Consider the following 19,315-nt stretch of genomic DNA (forward strand, 5'->3'; position numbering starts at 1 on the left):
GCTAACTTTGCAACAGTGCCGTCAAAAATACCCATGAGTCTTTCTCCTTTCGTAAACACGTCAAAGCCACTTGGGGCAGCGGTTGGCTACATCACTATTTCTCGAAACGCGTTGATATGATAAGAATTCAAGAATAAAGTTTCAAGAAGGGGTCGTCTCAGAAAACGGAAAATAAAGCACGCTAAGCGTGCGTGGAGGCTGGCACCCAGCGGTACAGCGTCGGAATGGACACGCCGAGGTTCTTGGCCACGTCCTTGGGCGGCACCCCGCTGGCCAGCAGCTTCTTGGCCGACTCGATCTTGCTGTCGGTCATCTTCGGCTTGCGGCCGCCTTTGCGGCCGAGCTGCTTGGCGACTTCCAGCCCGGCGCGGGTGCGCTCGACGGTCAGCTCGCGCTCCATTTCGGCAAGGCTCGCCATGACGTGGAAGAAGAACCGCCCGGATGGTGTGCCGGTGTCGATGGAGTCGGTGAGGCTCCTGAACTGGACACCGTGCTTGTGCAGATCGCCGACCAGATCGACCAGTTGCTTGACCGACCGGCCCAGCCGGTCGAGCTTCCAGACGACCAAAGTATCGCCTTCGCGCAGCATTTCGAGCGTCTTGGCCAAGCCAGGCCGGTCTGCCCGCGTGCCACTCACCTTGTCCTCGAAGACCTTTTTACATCCGGCCTTGCTCAAGGCTTCGCGTTGCAGCTCCAGGTTCTGATCCTGCGTCGAGACGCGCGCATAGCCAATCAACATGGCTTGTCTCGCGCCCGGTCGATGCGTTCCTGCATCGCCTGCATCACTTCTTCGTGGGTGTACGATCTGGCGTTGGCGTCGGTGGCTTGCCGCAGGGCTTCCTCAACCTCGCGCGTCATCCGCTCGTAATCCTCCGGCCACAGCGCTTGCTCCATGCGCAGCGACGCCTGACCCAGCAGGTGCAGCAGGCTGAACAGCCGCATGTCGTTGGTGGCGACGATGCGCTCCCGAATCTGCTCCTGAATAGCTTCGCTAGCCCGATGCGCTTGTGGTGTGGCAGTCCCCTCGTAGTCAGCGGGGAATTCCGCTTCCTCGGCAATCCTTGCCCAGGCGCTGGCCAGCGCCTCGATGGTTGACGTGCTCATTTCCGCCGCTCCTGTGCTCTTTGGCGAATCAACCGGCCAAGGGGCCTCGACGCGAAAACCAGCAGCATCACGCCTATCGGATACCAGGTCGAGAAGACCACCAAGGCATCGAAGGCTGGCCGTCCGGTGTTGGTAGGCAGTACGGCGGTCACAGCCATCAACCCGCCGACCGTCCAGATGATGCGCCACACGTAGGGCATCACGCGGGGCACGTAGCCGTCATCGAAAGCGGTCTGGTAGTAGCGGCGCAGGCCGCGCTCGGCAAGCGCCTGGCGCTGCCGCTCCGACAGCGCATCCGTCCGGCCATACCAGCGCCGGAATGGTGGACAGCGCAGCAGCAAAGGGGTGAAGAGGATCATCACCGCCACGATCGCGACACCCCACGCCATGACGGCGCCGGCATCGGGCCGCTTGGCGTTCTCGATCACGGGCGCGAAGACGCCCGGAGCACCGATCATCCAGAACAGCGCAATGTGCTGATGGAAGGAGAGCTTCATTTGCTCATCCACTTGCGCAGCAGGCGCTTTTTCAGGGAGGCGCGTTCTTGCGGGTTGCGTCCCTTGTGATTGGCGATGCGATCCGCCGTGGCGGCCTGGCGCTTGACGGGCCAGTAGGAGCGGCCATCCTTGCCCATCGACCAGACGCTGCTGGCCTGGTTTTCCAGCAGGGGCAGATGGGCGCTCAGGGCTTCGGGCGACGCGCTGGTCAGCGCCGTGCGCTCACGGGTGCGCCAGCGCTGATGCCAGAGCTTCTTGTCCTCGCGCTCGCTGCCGCAGGTCGTGTGCCCGACGATGGGTGTTTTGCGGCGGCTGCGGCTCATAACGTAGTGGTCTCCAAGAACATTCAGGACTGATCCCAGGCGTCGATGGTCAAGACCTGATCGGCAGGACAGGCGGCTACGCGGTCGGGAACTGGATGGTGTTCAGTCTCATGCCGACCCCATTCGATTGATCGCGTCGCTTGCGGCACGCTGCGACGCAAGGAGGTTTGCGACCTGGTTTAGCAGCCGTGTCCGCTGCATGTCTGTTACCTATCTCCCCGACCGCTCATTGGACCAACTCCAGAGATTGGGCTCTATCGCTCAGCCAATACGAAACCGGCATTGGCTGATGCCACAACCGAGACGAACACAAATGGCTCGGTACCTGTATTTCGCGCCCCGTGCACTTGGCCCGGTCTTGCCACGGCTATCTCACCTTCCCTGAGGGCACGAACAATCCCATTGCCCTGAAAGTAATCAGCCATTCCCGACAAAACAGTCCACGTGTCTTGGCCGTGAGGATGAATGTGAGCCGCAATTTCCTGCCCGGGATGGACATGCCAAACCACGATAATTGAGTCTCGGGTTTCAAGCACAACGGAACGAATAGGCTCGCCTTCGGACGGCTGAACATACTCGGCTACAGAAAATATTCTCGATTCAACAGTCATCGGAGATCCCTCTTTCACAGTTGTCGTTACGGTCTTCATCGTCGGCATCCTGACGCACGGCGGGCAATTGCTGGAGCAACGCCGGCAGCCATTCCTGTACCGTCTCCCACACCACATCGAGGTTGATGTCGAAATAGCCGTGAGCCATGCGATTACGCATATTGCGCATGCTGCGCCACGGCACGTCGGCATGCGCCTGGGTGAACTCGACGTAGCCATCCATCACCTTTGTGGCCGCCTCGCCGATGACGATCAGGCTCATGATGACGGCCTGCTGGGTGCGCTTGTCGGCCAAGAAGTCGTCCTTGGCCATCCCTTCCACGAAGCTGCGCGCATCGGTTGCGGCCTGCTGAATGTGGTCGAGGTAATCGGGCAGGCGGTTCTCGCTCATATCGGTTGCGCCTCCGCGAGCACCTTGGCCCGGAACTTCGGCGGCAGGTCGCCGGGAGTCAGCAGATCGACGTCAACGCCGAGCAGCGATTTCAGTTCTTCTTCCAAATCGCCCAAGTCCAACAACGTGGCACCGGGCAGCGCATCGACCAACAGGTCGAGGTCGCTGCCATCCCGGTCGGTGCCATGCAGCACCGAGCCGAAGACGCGCGGGTTCGCGGCGCGAAAGCGGCCTACCGCTTCACGCACTGCGCTTCGCTTCATGTCAAGCACAACAGACGGTCGCATGCGCATCCTTTCTTATCGAAACTCGTTGAGATGATATGCAATCAAGAATAGAATTTCAAGAACTATTTTCGAGAATCGCAATGCCTTGATTCCCGTGCCGCGCCGGTTGCCTTGGCGGGCTTGTCACAAACCTACGTTTTTGAGAAGAAGGAGACTGCATGCCCCGCCGTTCAATCCTCTCCGCCGCAGAGCGCGACAGTCTCTTGGCGTTGCCCGATACCCAAGACGAACTCATCCGGCTCTACACGTTCAGCGAACCCGACCTGTCACTAATCCGCCAGCGGCGCGGTGACGCCAACCGCCTGGGTGTCGCGGTGCAATTATGCTTATTGCGCTTTCCCGGTCAGGGCCTGCTGCCCGACGCTGCGGTGCCGATGCCCCTGCTGCAATGGATCGGACGGCAACTGCGCATCGATCCATCGTGCTGGCCACAGTATGCAGAGAGGGAAGAAACCCGGCGCGAGCATCTGCTTGAGCTGCGTGCATATTTGGGCATGGAGCCGTTCGGCCTGGCGCACTATCGGCAGGCTGTCCATGCCGCGACCGAGTTGGCCTTGCAAACCGACAAGGGCATCATGCTGGCCAACAGTGTTCTCGACGACCTGCGGCACCGACACGTCATCTTGCCGACGCTGGATGTTGTCGAGCGCGTCTGTGCCGAGGCGATCACCCGCGCCAACCGGCAAATCTACGAAACCTTGTCCGAACCGCTATCGGACGCGCATCGTCGCCGCCTTGACGATCTGCTCAAACGCCGGGACAACGGCAAAACGACCTGGCTGGCCTGGCTGCGCCAGTCACCCGTCAAGCCCAATTCGCGGCACATGCTCGAACACATCGAACGCCTCAAGGCATGGCAGGCGCTCGACCTGCCTTCCGGCGTCGAGCGGTCGGTGCACCAGAATCGCCTGCTCAAGATCGCCCGCGAGGGTGGCCAGATGACACCCGCCGACCTGGCCAAGTTCGAGGCGCAGCGGCGCTACGCCACCCTGGTCGCGCTCGCCATCGAGGGCATGGCCACGGTCACCGACGAAATCATCGACTTGCACGACCGCATCCTGGGCAAGCTGTTCAACGCCGCCAAGAACAAGCATCAGCAGCAGTTTCAGGCATCCGGCAAGGCGATCAACGCCAAGGTGCGGCTGTTCGGGCGCATCGGCCAGGCGCTGATCGAGGCCAAGCAAGCGGGCCGCGATCCGTTCGCCGCCATCGAGGGCGTACTATCCTGGGATGCTTTCGCCGAAAATGTCACCGAAGCGCAGAAGCTCGCGCAGCCCGAGGACTTCGATTTCCTGCACCGCATCGGCGAGAGCTACGCCACGTTACGCCGGTACGCGCCGGAATTCCTCGCCGTGCTCAAGCTGCGGGCTGCGCCCGCTGCCAAGGATGTGCTGGACGCCATCGAGGTGCTGCGCGGCATGAACAGCGACAACGCACGCAAGGTGCCTGCCGATGCGCCGACCGACTTCATCAAGCCGCGCTGGCAGAAGCTGGTGATGACCGATGCCGGCATCGACCGGCGCTACTACGAGTTGTGCGCACTGTCGGAACTGAAGAACGCGCTGCGCTCCGGCGACATCTGGGTGCAAGGCTCACGCCAGTTCAAGGATTTCGAGGACTACCTGGTACCGCCTGTGAAATTCGCCAGCCTCAAGCTGGCCAGCGAACTGCCGCTGGCTGTGGTCACCAACTGCGACCAGTACCTGCATGACCGGCTGACGCTGCTAGAAACACAGCTTGCGACCGTCAACCGCATGGCGGCGGCCAACGACCTGCCGGACGCCATCATCACCGAGTCTGGCCTGAAGATCACGCCTCTGGATGCGGCGGTGCCTGACACCGCGCAGGCGCTGATCGACCAGACCGCGATGATCCTGCCGCACATCAAGATCACCGAACTGCTTATGGAAGTGGATGAATGGACGGGCTTCACCCGCCACTTTACGCACCTGAAATCGGGCGACCTGGCCAAGGACAAGAACCTGCTGCTGACCACCATACTGGCCGACGCGATCAATCTCGGCCTGACCAAGATGGCCGAGTCCTGTCCCGGCACAACGTATGCCAAGCTCGCCTGGCTACAAGCCTGGCATACCCGCGATGAAACCTATTCGACGGCGCTGGCCGAATTGGTGAACGCGCAGTTCCGGCATCCCTTCGCCGAGCATTGGGGTGACGGCACCACGTCATCGTCGGACGGCCAGAACTTCCGCACCGGCAGCAAGGCCGAGAGCACCGGGCACATCAACCCGAAATATGGCAGCAGCCCAGGGCGGACGTTTTACACGCACATCTCCGACCAGTACGCGCCGTTCCACACCAAGGTCGTGAACGTCGGCGTGCGCGACTCGACCTACGTGCTCGACGGCCTGCTGTACCACGAGTCCGACCTGCGCATCGAGGAGCACTACACCGACACGGCGGGCTTCACCGATCATGTCTTTGCCCTCATGCATCTGCTGGGCTTCCGCTTCGCGCCGCGCATCCGCGCCCTGGGCGACACCAAGCTGTTCATCCCTAAGGGTGAAGCCAGTTACGACGCACTCAGACCGACGATTAGCAGCGACAAGTTGAACATCAAGGCTATTCGTGCCCATTGGGATGAAATCCTGCGCCTGGCTACCTCGATCAAACAGGGCACGGTGACGGCCTCGCTGATGTTGCGCAAGCTCGGCAGCTACCCGCGCCAGAACGGCCTGGCCGTTGCGCTGCGCGAGCTGGGGCGCATCGAGCGCACGCTGTTCATCTTGGACTGGCTGCAAAGCGTGGAACTACGCCGTCGTGTGCATGCCGGATTGAACAAGGGCGAAGCCCGCAATGCGCTGGCCAGGGCGGTGTTCTTCAACCGGCTGGGCGAAATCCGCGACCGCAGTTTCGAGCAGCAGCGCTACCGGGCCAGTGGCCTCAACCTGGTGACGGCGGCCATCGTGCTGTGGAACACGGTCTACCTGGAGCGCGCCGCGAATGCTTTGCGCGGCCACGGCCATGGTGTCGATGAAGGGCTGTTGCAGTACCTGTCGCCGCTGGGTTGGGAGCATATCAACCTGACCGGCGATTACCTCTGGCGCAGTAGCTCCAAAGTAGGCGTGGGGAAATTCCGACCGCTACGTCCGCTCTCTGGGTCTTAGCGTACGATTTTTTCCGTTTTCTGAGGTGACCCCTAATACAGATTCCTGCCAGTTCTCAATCAGTCTGAGAAGATAATGCATTAGACGAAACCGTGTTTCTCAGCGCCGAGCATATTGCTGAGTTGAGGTGATGCTGGCGTGGCCCATCGCGCCTTTAATGCTGATCAATTCCTCGCAATAAGCAAACATCGCGGTCGCAAAGTTTATCCCTGGATCGTGCAGCGCCCTAGTCAGACATGCGGTCGATCGTCAGGGGGCAACCTTCTGATGCGCCACTTCTCTCGCCCCGGACCTTGTCAATCCACATTGCTAGCCGCATCTGATGCAGATACTAGTGTCATCTGCTTCAAATGCACGAAACAGCTGGCCGTACCCCTCCGGCGGGTGCGCCGATAACCAAAACGCCTTCGTTCGAGCGCAAGCTTTGTGATACGCCCTGATAAATGTGCTTCAGCAGCTGTACGCTGATGCACATTTATCAGGGCATATTATCTAGCTGACTCTTGAACGCAGACGTTTTGGTTATCGGCGCATCTGGCTGATGCTGCGTCAGGAGGGGCTGGCGTCTGAACGGTTTCCGCTTCTGCGTCTGGATGCCCCGAGCCTGACCTGGCCGATGGAGCTTGGAGAAAGAAATACTGAAAAGTTTGTCCGTCTGTTCCTGTTGCCGGGAGTAGGTCATTGTGGCGGTGGTGAAGGGTTAAATCAGATAGATTTGCTTTCTCCGCTGATGGAATGGACCGAACAACATAAGGCACCAGATGTTCTGATTTCGGGCAAGTTGGCCTCTGATACTCATGAAAAAGTGGCAATGCCACCAATGCAGCCGCAGGGAACAATGTCTGAAGGCAAAATGAAAGCAGAATCTCTTTTTCATGGTCTACAGCTGACCAGTTCTCCGGTTGCTGCAGCTATGCCATTACTCTACGTGCTGCTCACCGCTGTTGTGCAGGGCTTCAGGTTCAGCTCTCTGGCGAACTTCCGCGTTTCATGCGCGGTATACGCTGAACCGTTATCCTTCAGCCACTGTATCGGAGTATCCGGCAACCTGTCGCCGAAACGCTTTTCCACCGACCTCAGCATCACATCCTGCACCCTCGAACTGTCGTAGCCTCCGGTGCTTGCCGCCCAGTCTATGGCCTCTCTGCCACAGCAGTCCCGCGCGAACGTGACCCGCAGTTTTTCACCGTTGTCACAGCCGAACTCGAAGCGGTCCGAACTCCACCACATATTGCTTTCTGCTACCGCGTATTAGACGTCAACTAGTTTTGCCGACTGGCGCCAACTACTCTGGCCGCATCCATTGATAGGTGGTTTTAAGCCACGCTGGTTACTGCCTTCGCTGTCTTTTTCCGGTAACTTTCTCCTTTTAGCTCGAAAATATATCCGTGATGGATCAGCCGGTCGGCTGCTGCCACAGCCATCGTTTCATCCACGAAGATGCTGCCCCACGTGCTGAACGGATGGTTGCTAGTGATGACCAGACTGCCGCGCTCATCGCGATGCGCGATCAGTTCGAACAACACTCCCGTTTCCGCGTTGTCGCGTTTGACATACCCGAGGTCGTCTATCACTATCACCCGGTAGCTATCCAGTTTCAGCAGAAGCTCGTTCAGTTTTAGTTGTGTCCGCGCTTTACGCAGCTCCTGCAGCAGCTCTCCGGCACTGTAGAACCGGGCCCGGTAGCCCAGCCTTACAACACCATCCACGATCGCCTCCGCCAGAAGGCTTTTTCCCAGGCCGCTGGCACCGAACAACAGGACGTTTTCTACGGCATCAACCCAGTCTGTCGTTTCGCAGAGCTGCCAGAACTGAGCGTTATTCAGTTCCGGCACCTGACTGAAGTCATACTCACCCAGCGTTTTCGCCACCGGCAACCGGGCTTCCTGAGAGTCTGCTCTGTGCCAAATGCTGACGCTCAGGAATTGAGTTTCAGGTACTTTAAAAGCGAGGCTAGAGACTCGACAGGTCCAGCGTGACAACTAGGTGAGCGGGTTTCATCCCAGGGCATTGCATCATCAGTGCAGAAGTCTCCTGCACATTCCATTTCAAGACGTTCGTCAATTAAACCAACAGGAACCCAGACATAAGGTACATCTCGCAGACTGTTAGGCACAGTTGAGCCACATACATTGCAAAAATCTGTACGGTACCCCGTTGGCTTAGACCATGAAGCAATGCAGTTTTCCCCTTTAATCCAGCGAAACTCACTGTCTTTGACTAGTGTGGCGAGATTGTAACCCACGCCGCTCTGCTTTCTGCAAAGCGAGCAATGACAACGATAAAACACTGCTGGTTTATGAGTAAGTTCAAATTCAATTGTTCCACACAAACAAGATCCATTCATTTCAAAACCATTCCTGCAAGGCCTAAGAGATTTTATGAAACATTACCATCTTTTTTGTACTGAATAGGAGCGCTCTTTTTGGCAACTCAAAATCAGCTATCAGTCGGTCTGAATATCCGCTCTTCGCTCATAACGGACTGCGCTCACTTATTGCAGTGAGCGTTACCTTGTGTTTAATGCCAGCCTGGTATAGTCAGGTTGACAGTACCGGTTTCAGGTCTTCGTCATTAAAAACGGTTCCGGTCTTCAGGACGCCATAACACCAGTGCACCAGTTTCCGCATCAGCGCGCCAATGGCCACCATTTTAGGTTTACCCCGCAGGCACATCTCATCGTAAATATCACGCATTCGCTTATTGTAGATTTTTCCGCACAGGGCGGACATGTAAAGCTTCGCTCTCAACTGAGGGGGGCCGATTTTCGACATCCGCGGCCGGCGCCGGACCGATGTGCCTGAGCGTTTCTCGATCGGCACCACGCCCAGAAAGGCGGCAGCCTGCTCAGCCGATACAAAGTTATGGCTGCGAAGCACGACCAGCATATGCATCCCCAGCTGGGGACCAACCGATTTAATTGAGGTCAGCAGTGTATAATCACGCCTCAGTGCAGGGCTGGCTTTGATATGTGCTTTTATCTGCCGCTCGATATTACTTACCTCCTCGCGCAGAAGCTGCGCCATACGCCTGCAGGAACTGATAATATCTGCAGGTGTGTCTGTCGACAGGTATTTTTCCAGCCTGTTCTCCTCACGCAGGGCATCACCCAGCAGAACATCCCGCCGTCGCAGGAGTGCACCGAGATATCTGATTTCGGGTGCCGGCGGCTCCCAGCGGTGTGGCTTCTTAAGGAATGCGTAACAGGCCAGCATATACGCATCCACCTTATCCGTTTTTGTCATGATTCCCATGCCACGCGCAAACTCCCGACTACGGTGAGGGTTGGCCAGAGAAACCCGGAAACCGGCATCATGTAATTCAGTGGCCAGCCGTTCGTGATAAACACCGGTAGCTTCCATTACCACATGAACATCTTCCGGACTGCAATGTTGAAGCCTGAGCCAGCGAAGAATATTTTCAACTGAATGTCTGTTATTCTGGATGTTACGGGTTTTTATGCGTCCTTTGATACCGTCATAAAGCATGCAAAGATCCAGGGTTTTTTTACTTACGTCAATGCCGACTGGAAACATGGTCAAACTCCTCTCACATAAACCGTCACGCCTGTTCGCCTTGTACATACGGAGTCGAGCTCCCGGTAACCGTTCAACCTTATGTGCTGGCGTGAAAGGTGAAGCGGAGGGCCATGTGCTGCAAATCAAGGTTCAGCGGTGCCGACTTTTCTGACCTTAAGGGAAGGGGGCAGCTCACTCTGCTTCAGTGGTGGTAGCTAATCACCACAAACTGTTAGATACAAGCCACCGTGGCGGATGTCACCCAGGTCGACAAACTGCTGCACGGCGACGAGAACGTCGTCTGCGCCGATGACGGCTACACAGGCGTCGAAAAGCGCTCCGAGCATGCCGACCGAGAAGTGATCTGGCAGGTCGCAGCACGCCGCAGCACCTACAAGATGCTCGATAAACGCAGCGCCCTGTACAAAGCCAAGCGCAAGATCGAGAAGGCCAAGGCGCAAGTGCGAGCGAAGGTAGAGCCCCCGTTTCGCGTGATCAAGCGGCAGTTCGGCTACACCAAGGTACGTTTCCGAGGGCTGGTGAAGAACACTGCACAACTGGTGACGCTGTTTGCCCTGTCGAACCTATGGATGGCCCGCCGACATTTGCTGGCAAGCGCAGGAGAGGTGCGCCTGTAATGCGGAAAATGGCCGTCGCAAGGTGCTCGCGACGGCTGAAAGCACCGAAATGAGCGGGTGATCCGATCGTTTTTGATCGGTTCACCGCTTTCAAAATCAGCAGTGGCAGAAGTCAGCCGGAAATACAGGGCTACTTCAGACCATCCCTAGCTAGGGCTCGTAGTTCGGCGCAAGGCTGAAGTCGCTTGGCTGCTTCGCTGTGCAGATCCATGACCCACTTTCCATCAAACTCCCGGTCGTAGTTCCACAAGCATCTCGCGAGTCTTGCCGGCCCGCTCCACTAACAAGACCACAACATCTCCAACGTTCTTGTCGTCTAGCCGGGCCTGTAATGTGGTGACGTCGTCAACGGCGATACCGTCGATGCTGATAACGCGATCGCCGGGCACGATGCCGCCTGCGGTGACCTCGACGCCGACGAGCCCGGCCCTGTGCGCCGCCGAGCCCGGCGTCACGCGCAATACGAATACGCCCTTACTGCCGGTCAGCGCCTGCAGACGCGTGTTGAGCTGCTCATCCACCTCGATGCCCAGCGCCGGACGGATGTACTTGCCGGTCTTTATGAGTTGCGGCACCACGCGCATGACGGTATCGACCGGCACCGCAAAGCCTATTCCGGCCGAGGCGCCAGACGGACTGTAGATGGCGGTATTGATGCCGATCAGCCGCCCAGCCGAATCGAGCAGCGGGCCACCGGAATTGCCGGGGTTGATGGCGGCGTCGGTCTGGATCAGGTGATCGATGGCCGGGCCGCCCGCTTCTCCCGGCAACGAGCGGTCGAGCGCGGAGACGATACCAGTGGTGAGCGTCCAGTCCAGGCCGAAGGGGTTGCCGATAGCAAACACCTTCTGACCCACCTTGAGGTCGGCACTGGTGCCGACCGGCACGGCCGGCGGGCGCTTGAAACCGACGCCGATCTTGAGCACGGCGATGTCGTGCGCGGGGCTCGTCCCCACCAGCGCGGCCTGGTAGTCGCGGCCGTCGGCCAGTTTGACGGTGGCTTCGGACGCGCCCTGGATGACGTGGAAGTTGGTGACGACGTGGCCGGCGTCGTCCCAGATGAAGCCCGAGCCAGTGCCGCGCGGCACGGAGAACACGTTGCGCGTCCAGACATCGCGTACTAATTGCGCGGTGGTGATGTAGACCACCGAGGCGCGCGATTTTTCGAACAGTTCGATGGTGGTTTTCTCGTCCGCCGCCAGATCGCCACGCGCCATCACGGTGCGTTCTGCTGCCTCGCGCGGACTGAACCAGGCCTCGATGGCAGACAGAAACTGCCACAGCAGCATGAGCGCGGCAATACAGGCGGTGATGAAGAGCCAGCGCCGGACGAAGCGGTCCGGCGCGGGGCGTTGGTACGGGTCGAGATAGGCCATGAGACGTCTCCTGTTGATGGGCAATCAGCACCACAGCCCGCTCGGGCGCCAGCGCGGTGGGCGCGTCGCCAAAGCGGATTCCGGCAAAAAATGGGGCGCGCGGAGTGGCAACGCTGATGCTGGCCCAGGCGCCAACGTCAGCAGGCGTGCGATGCGCTCTTGCGTTGCCGGACGCGTGCGCAAGCAGGAGGGCTCGGGATTGCCCCATCCCGGCCATAGCCAGGCACGCCAGGAGCGGCTGACCCGCTCGATTTTCGCCAGCGCGGACGCCAGCCCCTGCGGGTCGCCAGTCAGTTCCGCCGCAAGGCGGTCAGCGTCGAACTCACGCACGCGAGACAAGCCGAGCTGTGCGAGCAGGGCCAGTTGGGGCGATGCGGCCAATAACAATAGACCAGGCCAATAGACCTCCGCCGCGCCAACCAGCAGCGCGGGCAGGCTGAGCAGGATCGCGATCTGTCCCATAAGGGCCAGTAGGCACGTGAGGCGACTGACGGAATCCGCCAGCCCCATGATACGCAGATCCTCATTAGTGATGTGCGCGACCTCGTGCGCGAGCACACCCGCCAGCTCGCGTGGGCTCAGGCTGCGCAGCAGGCCATCGGTGAGGGCGATCGATGCCTCCTGCTTCGATCCGGTGGCGAAGGCGTTGACGACGGCACTGGGCACATAGTGCGGCACCGGCGTGGCGGGCAGCTCGCGCAACAGGGCCCACATCTCGTGGGCTTGTTGCGGGTGCAAGGCCCGTACGCGGTACAGGCGCAAGCTCAGCGCCGACGCGGCTACCGGGTCCAGCAGCAACGCACCTGCAACGGCAAACAGCGCGAGCCACAGGCAGCCTTCCCCAAATGGCAGTCTCCCTGCTGCGGCTGCGATCCCGACCAGGGTCAGGACCAACAGCCCGGTCTGCAGGCGGTTGAGCCAGCGGTGTTGCAAGAGCGCAGTGCGCGGATCACTCGGATGATGACGGGTCATGCTCAGAGGTCTCGGCGGCGCGGTCGCCGCGCTTGCGCAGCAGCCAGTAGGTCGCACCCAGAGCCAGCGTGGCGCCTGCCAGCGCGGCTATCTTTGCGGGGCTCGCGTCGGAGTCGAGGATCACGAACTTGCGGGAGAGTGCGATCACCGCGATCAGGACCACCGTCTTAACCTGGATGATGCTGTCCCGACGCAGCGCCACGCGCACGATGGAATGCTTGAACTCCATCGCGATCAAGAGCGTCATGATCATGCCGAACACGCTCTGGAATACCTTGTGGTCCAGGGGATTGAAGGCATCGAGAACCAGCAGCGTGAAGACGATGGAGATGAGCTGGAACAGCGACACCATGATGATGACGGCGATCACCGCCGACAGCACGAGCGCGACGACCTGCTCGAAGCGCTCGTAAAAACTCATGATGGCCAATTGGTCACGCAAGACCTGAAATGGGTTAAGGCGTTTGATTTCATGACTATGAACTCCCTGGAAAACGGCTGCTGTCAAGACGGCGGCGCATTGCACTGATGTGTCCTTCAATCAACTCGGTCGACATGCCAAGCGTCGACATCACCTGTTCCGCCAGCCCAATAGCTGCGGCAAAGGATTGCTGATAAACGCGCACGTTAGGCATGGCGCGAAATGCATCGGCCGCGGTCGTACTTCTGCATGACACCCACAAGGTTAGCGCCGGACGGCGCTCGGCAATCGCCTGGGCGATGCGCAACGCTTGCTGGGCATGGGCGAACGTTAGCACCACCAAGTGCGCATGCGTCAAGCCGGCAGCCAGCAAGGTATCGGGCCGACTGGCATCGCCATGGAACACCGGCGCGCCGGCGGCACGCGCGGCCTCTACCTTCTGCGCGTCCGCCTCCAGCAGCAGATGCGCCACGCCGGCGTGGCGAAGAATCTCGCTGACTGTCAGGCCAAGCTCGCCCGCGCCGCAAACGATGACATGGTCTCGATATCGCGTCGTCTGCGCGGCGATCTCGACTTCTTCAGCCTGGGGTGGCTGAATGACGCCGCCGGTGCGGCTCAAGAACCGGGCAAGTACATCGTGATGGCGGATCAGTAGCGGTGCCAGGGCCATGCTGAGCACCAGCGCGACCAGCATGGGTTGGACGACGGTCGCGGGGATCAGATGCTGCTGCAAGACCGTGCCCAACAACAGCAGGGCGAACTCGCCGCCGTGCCCCAACGCTATGCCCGTGCGCCAGGCATCGAGGGCGGACAGGCGCGTCGCCCGCAAGGCCAGCGTATTGAGCAGGATCTTGACCGGTACCAGCACCACCAGCCACGCCAGCACCGCCAGCGGTGCCGAAAGAATCTGTGCTGCGTCCAGTTGCAGGCCGATGGTCACGAAGAACACGCCCGACAACACATCGCGAAACGGCCTGAGGTGGCTTTCCATGTGGTGCCGGAAGTCGCTCTCGCCCAGCACCATCCCGGCGAGGAAGGCCCCCAGGGCGGCGGATACGCCGACCGCGTGCGCAGCAGCGGCGGCAGCCACCACCACGCACAAGGAGACGAGCACGAACGATTCCTCGTGGCCCCGCCGCGCCACCCAGCCCAGCAGGCCATGCAACAGACGGCGCGAGACGAGGGCCGCTGCCGCGAACAGCAGCAGCACACCGAATACTTCGAGCAGCACATGCTCGATCTTCGGCGACTCGCCGCGCGCCCAGATCGCCAGCAAGGCCAGCAGGGGCACGCTGGCCAGGTCCTGAAAGACCAGCACGGCGATGGCACTGCGTCCGTGGCGGGTGGTGAGCTCGCCTTGGTCGGCCAGTTGTCGGCTGACCAGCGCCGTGGACGACATGGCCGCCGCAGTGCCGAGCAGCGCGGCGCTCTGGCCGGGCTGCCCCAGCCACATCAATAGCAGGATCAGCGGCGGGGCCACGGCGATCATCTGCAGAGCGCCCGCCATCAGCACCGTCCTGCGGGCGAGCCAGAAGTCTCCGAGGGAGAATTCCAGTCCGACCATGAACAACAGCAGCGCCACGCCCAGCTCGGACAGAAAGCTCAGCGTCTCCCCCGGCGCGATCACGCCGATGACTGAGGGGCCCAGTACAACGCCGACAGAGAGATACCCCAGCAAGGCGGGCACTCTGAACGCCGCCGTCGCCATCGCCGCCAGGCTGCAAGCTGCCAGCAGGATTAGTGTAGTGCCGAGCAAGCCCTGCATCGGTCAGCGTCCCACTTGCGTCGACGTCCAGCGCACGATGTCCTGCGCGCCCATCACGCCGGCCTGACGGGCGATTTCCCGCCCACCCTGGAACAGGGCAAGCGTCGGGATGCTGCGGATACCGAACTGCGTGGCCAGGTGGGGCTCAGCCTCGGTATTCACCTTCGCCAGCCGGATCCTCGGTTCGAGCTGGTGCGCCGCTTGCTGGAACTGTGGCGCCATCATCTTGCACGGCCCGCACCATGGCGCCCAGAAATCGACCAGCAGCGGCAGATCGCTGCGCTCCACGTGGCGCGAGAACGTCGCCGTGGTCAACTCGATGGGCTCGCCCGTGAACAAGGGCTGCTGGCAGCGGCCACAGTTGGGATGTTCCGATAGCTTCGCAGTCGGTACGCGGTTGATGGACTGGCAATGCGGGCAGACAAGGTGAAGATCATTCTTCATGGTTCGCCTCCTTGGACCACAGTGAGGCTGCCTCGTTTCGGGTCACAGACAATGCCGACCAATCAACGCCTTGGAGCCAATCGTTCCCGTTTTTGCTTACTCCGGCCTCTTCCAGATGAGCAGCGATGAATGCTTCGGCCTGCATGAGCCACCTTCGGACAGCATCTTCCTTACTAGGAATCAGCAGGATTTCAGAGACGCTGCTGGCATTCAGCCCGTCCACACGGATAAGCAGAAAAATGCGCCGCCACAAACGCGGCATGTCCTTCAGCAGGTCAAATGCAAAAGCGAACTCGCTCGACCGATCAATCAGCTCCTCCTGTTCCGCGATCGTTGCGACATCGGGATGCTGACTGCCAGCGAAAATATCGGCCAGCTTGAGTGTGTCATCGTGCTGATAAAATTCGAAGATTTCCTCTTCCACCATGGCCTCGGCCACGTCTTGGGCATCCGGTTCGACCGGCGCGTCCAGAGAAACGAATTCGCCAAATTGCCGGCTGCTTGCCACTTCGTTATCCAGGACGGCGAACAGATGCTTCAAAAGACCGGTGTAAGCCTCTTTTTCCCCCGGCACGGATTGCCATTCCACCTTAGCTCGGACAATCGCTTCATCCACCACGTCGCGCAGCGTCGGATAATCGCGCGGTAAATCGCCGACGGCCCGCAGATAAGCCAGCTCACGCCTTGCGACAGCCTCAAGTTTCGACAGTAGAGGCATTCGGGTCACCTCGGCCTCATGGGCGGCTGATGCGGGTTTTGCGGCAATCCGCACCTTGAGCTCGCGCAAGCGCTCGCGTCGTGCTTTGCGCTTGATTTGATCCTGAGCATGCAGTCGGTCAAAATGCTTCTTGGCCTGACGGAACAACGACTGTGCGAGCATCTGCGCGAGGGGCGTCAGCTCGTCATGTGATGCAGTAACGCTGACAATCTTTTTGCCGGGCAGGTGCATATAGCCACTGGCCAGAAATTGCCGCTTGATCTTGTCGCGATCAAGGACGATTTGAAGTCGCGCTGAATCTTTAGTGTGTTTGTCGAGCAATGGCTTGAGGGCGTGCTCGATCACATTTCCCAAAGCTCTCTGCCAAGGTTCATGAAACTCTTTGTCGATAGCTCGATAGCTATATTGTATCTGCATGTATGACTCCTTCGATGTCATTTCTATGGAGGCATGAATCGAGGATGCTCATATCCATAGATTTTGGTTTGGCACGCTCTTACCCCAGGCGCGTTTTGCGAAGACTCCAACTCAAGAACAAAAGCGTGACGCCATAGACTGCCGCATGGAAACCCAACAGCCAGCCTGCGGCCACGAATGACTCGACCGGACGGGTAAAAAATATCCACAAGACGATAGCACCAAGGATAATCGAGAGCAGTCCACTGAGGGCAAGCCAGATTTCACCCTTGATTTCCCGACGCAGCCGAACGGCGGCGGATATCTCCAGCACACCGGTGAAAATCGCCCAGAAGCCCACGCTAGCCCATAAAAAAGAAGCCAAGACTATCGTGGCGACCCAAGGAGCAACCAGGACGACGACGCCCGTAAGTATGCCGACAATGCCGCTGAACAGCAGCCAGCCCCAGCGCTCTTTTTTCTGGATATGGCGCACCGCTGCAAACAAGTTGAACGCGCCATTGACCAAGGAAAATGCGCCGAACATGATGGTCATGGCCAACAGAGCCGATTGTGGCATCCAGAACGCGAGGGCTGCAAAAATCAATGCCAAGACACCGCGCAGCACAAAAAGCCACCAATTTTGGCTCAGCGAACACAGTGCTTTGGTGGGGTCATCCGCATTGGAATTGGCGATGGTGTCTGTGTTCATGCAATATCTCCTAAAGATCTATACAAAATAAAAAATCAAACACTCATGGGACAAGAGAGGGGGCGCTATGCGCCCCCTCTCCAGCGGTTTCAGAACAACCTGGACAGTTTTGCCTTGACTTCATCGAGCCAGCCTTTTCCGCAGCCTCCCCCTCCCGTCTTTTCCTTGATTTTCTTGAGTTCAGCGTACAGGGGCTCAAAGTCCTTCCTTTTTCCATAGCCCAGCAGTTCTGCCATTTCCAACTGCTGCCGGGCTTCGTTCAACAATGTCTCCAGGCGCTCATTGGATGCTTCGCTGCGCTGACCATCTTCTACCAGGGGCTCGGCGCGCTTCAGGAGCAGCTTCGCACGCAGGACGGGCAGCGGAAGCACGCTGCGCTCCTCGACCAGCGTGCTGAGCGCTGACTGCAGCGCGGCTTTGGCTTCTTCGATCTTGCCCTGATCGATCAGCGGCACGACTGCCTTCACGGCTGCGGGATAGGACGCCAAAGGGATGTTGGTGACCGTGATCACGATTTCACTGGCCAGCAAAGCCAGCACGTGGCGAGCCTGTTGCACCTCGCCATGTTTGAGGGCATCCAGCGCCTCGTCGGTCATCGCCTCAATGGTTTCCGTGTTGGCGAACAAGTCGTGCACGATGGTGCGCACATCAACGCCGGCCAGGGCTAGCGTGGGTTCGCGCGCGACGATCAGCTCCAGCTTTCCCGTCACTTCGGCCAGCGTTGCCAATGCGCGTGCAGTGTCCTTGCCGTCAAGTGCGGCCAGCGCTGATTTGGTCAGCGACAAGGCCGAGACTGCCTCATCGAGGACTTGTTTACGTTTGTCTGCCGCCTGCGAGTCCGTTTCTTTCTGAACCTCAGGCTGTACCTCCGTGACGACTTCAGGCTTGGACTCTGGACTGACAGGAAGGCTGCTTACCGCGGCCTGTTCGTTTTTTCCTTCGTTCGTCGCATTGGGATTCGGTGTTTGCTCATTCATGGTGATATGCCTCGTATGAGATAGTGAAAATAGGCGAATCTATTGGGGCTGAATGCGAACATCGCGAGACTGACCGACAGAGCAGTCAGCCCCTTCATCACCTCAAAACAGCTTTTGGATGCGCGTCTTCAACTCGTCGAACCATCCCTTGCCGCTTTTGCCACCAGCCGACTTTTGCTCAATGGACTTCACCTGATCGAAGATGGGTTTGAAGTCCGCCTTCTTGCCATAACCCAGGATCTGCGCCATCTCGATCTCCGTGCGCACGGACGACAGCAAGGTGCTGAGCTCCTCGTTCTGCTTGGCATCGCGCCTGTCGGTCTCGGCCAGCTTTTCAGCTTTTGCCATCGCGGCTTCGGCCCGTAGCACGGGCAGAGGAAAGGCGACCGAGGTCACCACCAGCGTGTTCAGTGCTCGGGCGAGTTCCGCTTTGGCGTTGTCGATCTTGCCGCTGTCGATGAGCCGTGCGGCCGACTTGATCGCTGCCGGGTACGTTGCCATCGGAAGGTTGTCGGTTTGGATTACGATTTCGCTGGCCAGATTGGCAACGATGGGCCGGGCCTTTTGCACCTCGCCATCACCCAACAACTCCCGAGACAACTTGACCGCTTTCTTTACCGATTCCACGTTGGCGTGGATATCGTGGGTGATGACGCGTACATCGACCGGCGCCAAAGCAAGTTTGGCGTCGCGTGCCAATACCAGTTCCAGCTTTCCGCTGGCCAGTTCCAGCGCAGCAAGCGCCTCCTTGGTCTTGTTTGCATCAAGGAGGGTCAAAGCCTCCTGGGTCTTGGTGAGCGCCGTGATGGCGTCTTGAGTGAGCTCGGCACGCTTTTTATCGGCTTCCTGGGCGGCCTTGTCATCTACCTGTGGCTGTGCCGCCTTGGATACGGCAGAGGGTGCTGCAGCACCTGGGCTAGAACCTGCCGCCGATTGGGCCAGAGCCGGTCCGCTCAGTCCGACGACGACCGCCAGGGCAAGTGCGGAGAAGGTGTATTGTGGCTGTTTGATATTCATGATCTTGGGCTCCTGATTGA

General features: G+C 59.4%; 19 protein-coding genes and 5 pseudogenes. 4 read left to right on the forward strand and 20 right to left on the reverse strand.

What is annotated here, in order from left to right; all coding sequences use genetic code 11:
- Positions 1-181: 181 nt before the first annotated feature.
- The 7 genes from IM317_RS20260 to IM317_RS20290 form a co-directional block, all read right to left on the reverse strand.
- The gene (locus IM317_RS20260; RefSeq protein WP_003100847.1) at positions 182-739 is read right to left on the reverse strand and encodes a recombinase family protein; all 558 of its coding nucleotides are present in this window, start codon (positions 737-739) and stop codon (positions 182-184) included.
- Entirely contained in the window at positions 733-1,104 is a 372-nt protein-coding gene (locus IM317_RS20265) for a hypothetical protein (protein ID WP_003100853.1), read from the reverse strand. Before IM317_RS20265 ends, IM317_RS20260 begins: the two co-directional genes overlap by 7 nt.
- Entirely contained in the window at positions 1,101-1,601 is a 501-nt protein-coding gene (locus IM317_RS20270) for a hypothetical protein (RefSeq protein ID WP_003100856.1), read from the reverse strand. The genes IM317_RS20265 and IM317_RS20270 overlap by 4 nt, the downstream gene beginning before the upstream one ends.
- Positions 1,598-1,924: a hypothetical protein gene (locus IM317_RS20275; protein ID WP_003100858.1), complete on the reverse strand. Its 327-nt coding sequence runs from the start codon at positions 1,922-1,924 to the stop codon at positions 1,598-1,600. The genes IM317_RS20270 and IM317_RS20275 overlap by 4 nt, the downstream gene beginning before the upstream one ends.
- A gap of 254 nt (positions 1,925-2,178) precedes the next feature.
- The gene (locus IM317_RS20280) at positions 2,179-2,535 is read right to left on the reverse strand and encodes a cupin domain-containing protein (protein WP_003465043.1); all 357 of its coding nucleotides are present in this window, start codon (positions 2,533-2,535) and stop codon (positions 2,179-2,181) included.
- Positions 2,525-2,926, reverse strand: coding sequence for a DUF86 domain-containing protein (locus IM317_RS20285; protein ID WP_001293886.1), 402 nt, complete (start codon positions 2,924-2,926; stop codon positions 2,525-2,527). The genes IM317_RS20280 and IM317_RS20285 overlap by 11 nt, the downstream gene beginning before the upstream one ends.
- Positions 2,923-3,213 (reverse strand): nucleotidyltransferase family protein, encoded by a 291-nt coding sequence (locus IM317_RS20290; protein WP_001247892.1) that lies wholly within the window; start codon positions 3,211-3,213, stop codon positions 2,923-2,925. The genes IM317_RS20285 and IM317_RS20290 overlap by 4 nt, the downstream gene beginning before the upstream one ends.
- A gap of 158 nt (positions 3,214-3,371) precedes the next feature.
- Here IM317_RS20290 and IM317_RS20295 point away from each other — a divergent pair, with 158 nt between their 5' ends.
- The 3 genes and pseudogenes from IM317_RS20295 to IM317_RS24040 form a co-directional block, all read left to right on the forward strand.
- Entirely contained in the window at positions 3,372-6,341 is a 2,970-nt protein-coding gene (locus tag IM317_RS20295; protein ID WP_024945956.1) for a Tn3-like element TnShfr1 family transposase, read from the forward strand.
- Between the two features lie 463 nt (positions 6,342-6,804).
- Positions 6,805-6,963: pseudogene (locus IM317_RS20300) on the forward strand (IS3 family transposase); the annotation flags it as partial.
- Positions 6,958-7,125, forward strand: a pseudogene (locus tag IM317_RS24040) (tannase/feruloyl esterase family alpha/beta hydrolase); the annotation flags it as partial. The pseudogenes IM317_RS20300 and IM317_RS24040, both read left to right, overlap by 6 nt.
- A gap of 146 nt (positions 7,126-7,271) precedes the next feature.
- Here IM317_RS24040 and IM317_RS20310 read toward each other — a convergent pair.
- The 4 genes and pseudogenes from IM317_RS20310 to IM317_RS20325 all read right to left on the reverse strand — a co-directional run.
- Positions 7,272-7,589, reverse strand: a pseudogene (locus IM317_RS20310) (DDE-type integrase/transposase/recombinase); the annotation flags it as partial.
- 68 nt (positions 7,590-7,657) lie between these two features.
- Positions 7,658-8,242: pseudogene (gene istB, locus IM317_RS20315) on the reverse strand (IS21-like element helper ATPase IstB); the annotation flags it as partial.
- Positions 8,243-8,259: 17 nt separating this feature from the next.
- Positions 8,260-8,688 carry a GFA family protein gene (locus IM317_RS20320; protein ID WP_001554382.1) on the reverse strand — a complete coding sequence of 143 codons (429 nt, stop codon included), beginning with the start codon at positions 8,686-8,688 and terminating at the stop codon, positions 8,260-8,262.
- Between the two features lie 193 nt (positions 8,689-8,881).
- A complete protein-coding gene (locus tag IM317_RS20325) occupies positions 8,882-9,877 on the reverse strand; it encodes an IS110 family transposase (RefSeq protein WP_033147120.1) in 996 nt (331 codons plus the stop codon).
- 224 nt (positions 9,878-10,101) lie between these two features.
- Between IM317_RS20325 and IM317_RS20330 the strand changes: the two are divergent.
- A pseudogene (locus tag IM317_RS20330) lies at positions 10,102-10,497 on the forward strand (IS5/IS1182 family transposase); the annotation flags it as partial.
- Positions 10,498-10,721: 224 nt separating this feature from the next.
- On the opposite strand, the gene IM317_RS20335 reads toward IM317_RS20330, so the two are convergent.
- From IM317_RS20335 to yfdX1, 9 genes are all read right to left on the reverse strand, one after another.
- Complete coding sequence (locus IM317_RS20335; RefSeq protein ID WP_032629948.1) at positions 10,722-11,873, reverse strand: S1C family serine protease; 1,152 nt, start codon at positions 11,871-11,873, stop codon at positions 10,722-10,724.
- Positions 11,874-11,897: 24 nt separating this feature from the next.
- Positions 11,898-12,845 carry a zinc metalloprotease HtpX gene (locus IM317_RS20340; RefSeq protein WP_033147119.1) on the reverse strand — a complete coding sequence of 316 codons (948 nt, stop codon included), beginning with the start codon at positions 12,843-12,845 and terminating at the stop codon, positions 11,898-11,900.
- Positions 12,823-13,266 carry a phosphate-starvation-inducible PsiE family protein gene (locus IM317_RS20345; RefSeq protein ID WP_193362521.1) on the reverse strand — a complete coding sequence of 148 codons (444 nt, stop codon included), beginning with the start codon at positions 13,264-13,266 and terminating at the stop codon, positions 12,823-12,825. Before IM317_RS20345 ends, IM317_RS20340 begins: the two co-directional genes overlap by 23 nt.
- 55 nt (positions 13,267-13,321) lie before the next feature.
- Positions 13,322-15,031, reverse strand: a complete 1,710-nt coding sequence (gene kefB-GI, locus IM317_RS20350) for a heat resistance system K+/H+ antiporter KefB-GI (RefSeq protein ID WP_023326110.1) — start codon at positions 15,029-15,031, stop codon at positions 13,322-13,324.
- 3 nt (positions 15,032-15,034) lie between these two features.
- Positions 15,035-15,475, reverse strand: a complete 441-nt coding sequence (gene trx-GI / locus IM317_RS20355; RefSeq protein ID WP_000786816.1) for a heat resistance system thioredoxin Trx-GI — start codon at positions 15,473-15,475, stop codon at positions 15,035-15,037.
- A complete protein-coding gene (locus IM317_RS20360; protein ID WP_023326111.1) occupies positions 15,465-16,610 on the reverse strand; it encodes a hypothetical protein in 1,146 nt (381 codons plus the stop codon). The genes trx-GI and IM317_RS20360 overlap by 11 nt, the downstream gene beginning before the upstream one ends.
- Positions 16,611-16,689: 79 nt before the next feature.
- A complete protein-coding gene (gene hdeD-GI / locus IM317_RS20365; RefSeq protein WP_001090779.1) occupies positions 16,690-17,301 on the reverse strand; it encodes a heat resistance membrane protein HdeD-GI in 612 nt (203 codons plus the stop codon).
- A gap of 89 nt (positions 17,302-17,390) precedes the next feature.
- Positions 17,391-18,278 carry a heat resistance protein YfdX2 gene (gene yfdX2 / locus IM317_RS20370; RefSeq protein WP_004118195.1) on the reverse strand — a complete coding sequence of 296 codons (888 nt, stop codon included), beginning with the start codon at positions 18,276-18,278 and terminating at the stop codon, positions 17,391-17,393.
- 102 nt (positions 18,279-18,380) lie between these two features.
- Positions 18,381-19,295: a heat resistance protein YfdX1 gene (gene yfdX1 / locus IM317_RS20375; RefSeq protein ID WP_023326112.1), complete on the reverse strand. Its 915-nt coding sequence runs from the start codon at positions 19,293-19,295 to the stop codon at positions 18,381-18,383.
- Between the last annotated feature and the right edge of the window lie 20 nt (positions 19,296-19,315).

Source organism: Enterobacter cloacae complex sp. S3, from assembly GCF_014930495.1.
Lineage (GTDB): Bacteria > Pseudomonadota > Gammaproteobacteria > Enterobacterales > Enterobacteriaceae > Enterobacter > Enterobacter asburiae_B.

Bases quoted from the DNA above. Each gene is read 5' to 3' on its own strand.
- IM317_RS20280 (WP_003465043.1), bottom strand. From the start codon at position 2,535: ATGACTGTTGAATCGAGAATATTTTCTGTAGCCGAGTATGTTCAGCCG.
- IM317_RS20320 (WP_001554382.1), bottom strand. From the start codon at position 8,688: ATGAATGGATCTTGTTTGTGTGGAACAATTGAATTTGAACTTACTCAT.
- IM317_RS20260 (WP_003100847.1), bottom strand. From the start codon at position 739: ATGTTGATTGGCTATGCGCGCGTCTCGACGCAGGATCAGAACCTGGAG.
- IM317_RS20345 (WP_193362521.1), bottom strand. From the start codon at position 13,266: ATGAGTTTTTACGAGCGCTTCGAGCAGGTCGTCGCGCTCGTGCTGTCG.
- yfdX1 (WP_023326112.1), bottom strand. From the start codon at position 19,295: ATGAATATCAAACAGCCACAATACACCTTCTCCGCACTTGCCCTGGCG.
- trx-GI (WP_000786816.1), bottom strand. From the start codon at position 15,475: ATGAAGAATGATCTTCACCTTGTCTGCCCGCATTGCCAGTCCATCAAC.
- IM317_RS20290 (WP_001247892.1), bottom strand. From the start codon at position 3,213: ATGCGACCGTCTGTTGTGCTTGACATGAAGCGAAGCGCAGTGCGTGAA.
- IM317_RS20275 (WP_003100858.1), bottom strand. From the start codon at position 1,924: ATGAGCCGCAGCCGCCGCAAAACACCCATCGTCGGGCACACGACCTGC.
- IM317_RS20360 (WP_023326111.1), bottom strand. From the start codon at position 16,610: ATGCAGATACAATATAGCTATCGAGCTATCGACAAAGAGTTTCATGAA.
- yfdX2 (WP_004118195.1), bottom strand. From the start codon at position 18,278: ATGAATGAGCAAACACCGAATCCCAATGCGACGAACGAAGGAAAAAAC.
- IM317_RS20340 (WP_033147119.1), bottom strand. From the start codon at position 12,845: ATGACCCGTCATCATCCGAGTGATCCGCGCACTGCGCTCTTGCAACAC.
- IM317_RS20285 (WP_001293886.1), bottom strand. From the start codon at position 2,926: ATGAGCGAGAACCGCCTGCCCGATTACCTCGACCACATTCAGCAGGCC.
- IM317_RS20265 (WP_003100853.1), bottom strand. From the start codon at position 1,104: ATGAGCACGTCAACCATCGAGGCGCTGGCCAGCGCCTGGGCAAGGATT.
- IM317_RS20270 (WP_003100856.1), bottom strand. From the start codon at position 1,601: ATGAAGCTCTCCTTCCATCAGCACATTGCGCTGTTCTGGATGATCGGT.
- kefB-GI (WP_023326110.1), bottom strand. From the start codon at position 15,031: ATGCAGGGCTTGCTCGGCACTACACTAATCCTGCTGGCAGCTTGCAGC.
- IM317_RS20295 (WP_024945956.1), top strand. From the start codon at position 3,372: ATGCCCCGCCGTTCAATCCTCTCCGCCGCAGAGCGCGACAGTCTCTTG.
- IM317_RS20335 (WP_032629948.1), bottom strand. From the start codon at position 11,873: ATGGCCTATCTCGACCCGTACCAACGCCCCGCGCCGGACCGCTTCGTC.
- hdeD-GI (WP_001090779.1), bottom strand. From the start codon at position 17,301: ATGAACACAGACACCATCGCCAATTCCAATGCGGATGACCCCACCAAA.
- IM317_RS20325 (WP_033147120.1), bottom strand. From the start codon at position 9,877: ATGTTTCCAGTCGGCATTGACGTAAGTAAAAAAACCCTGGATCTTTGC.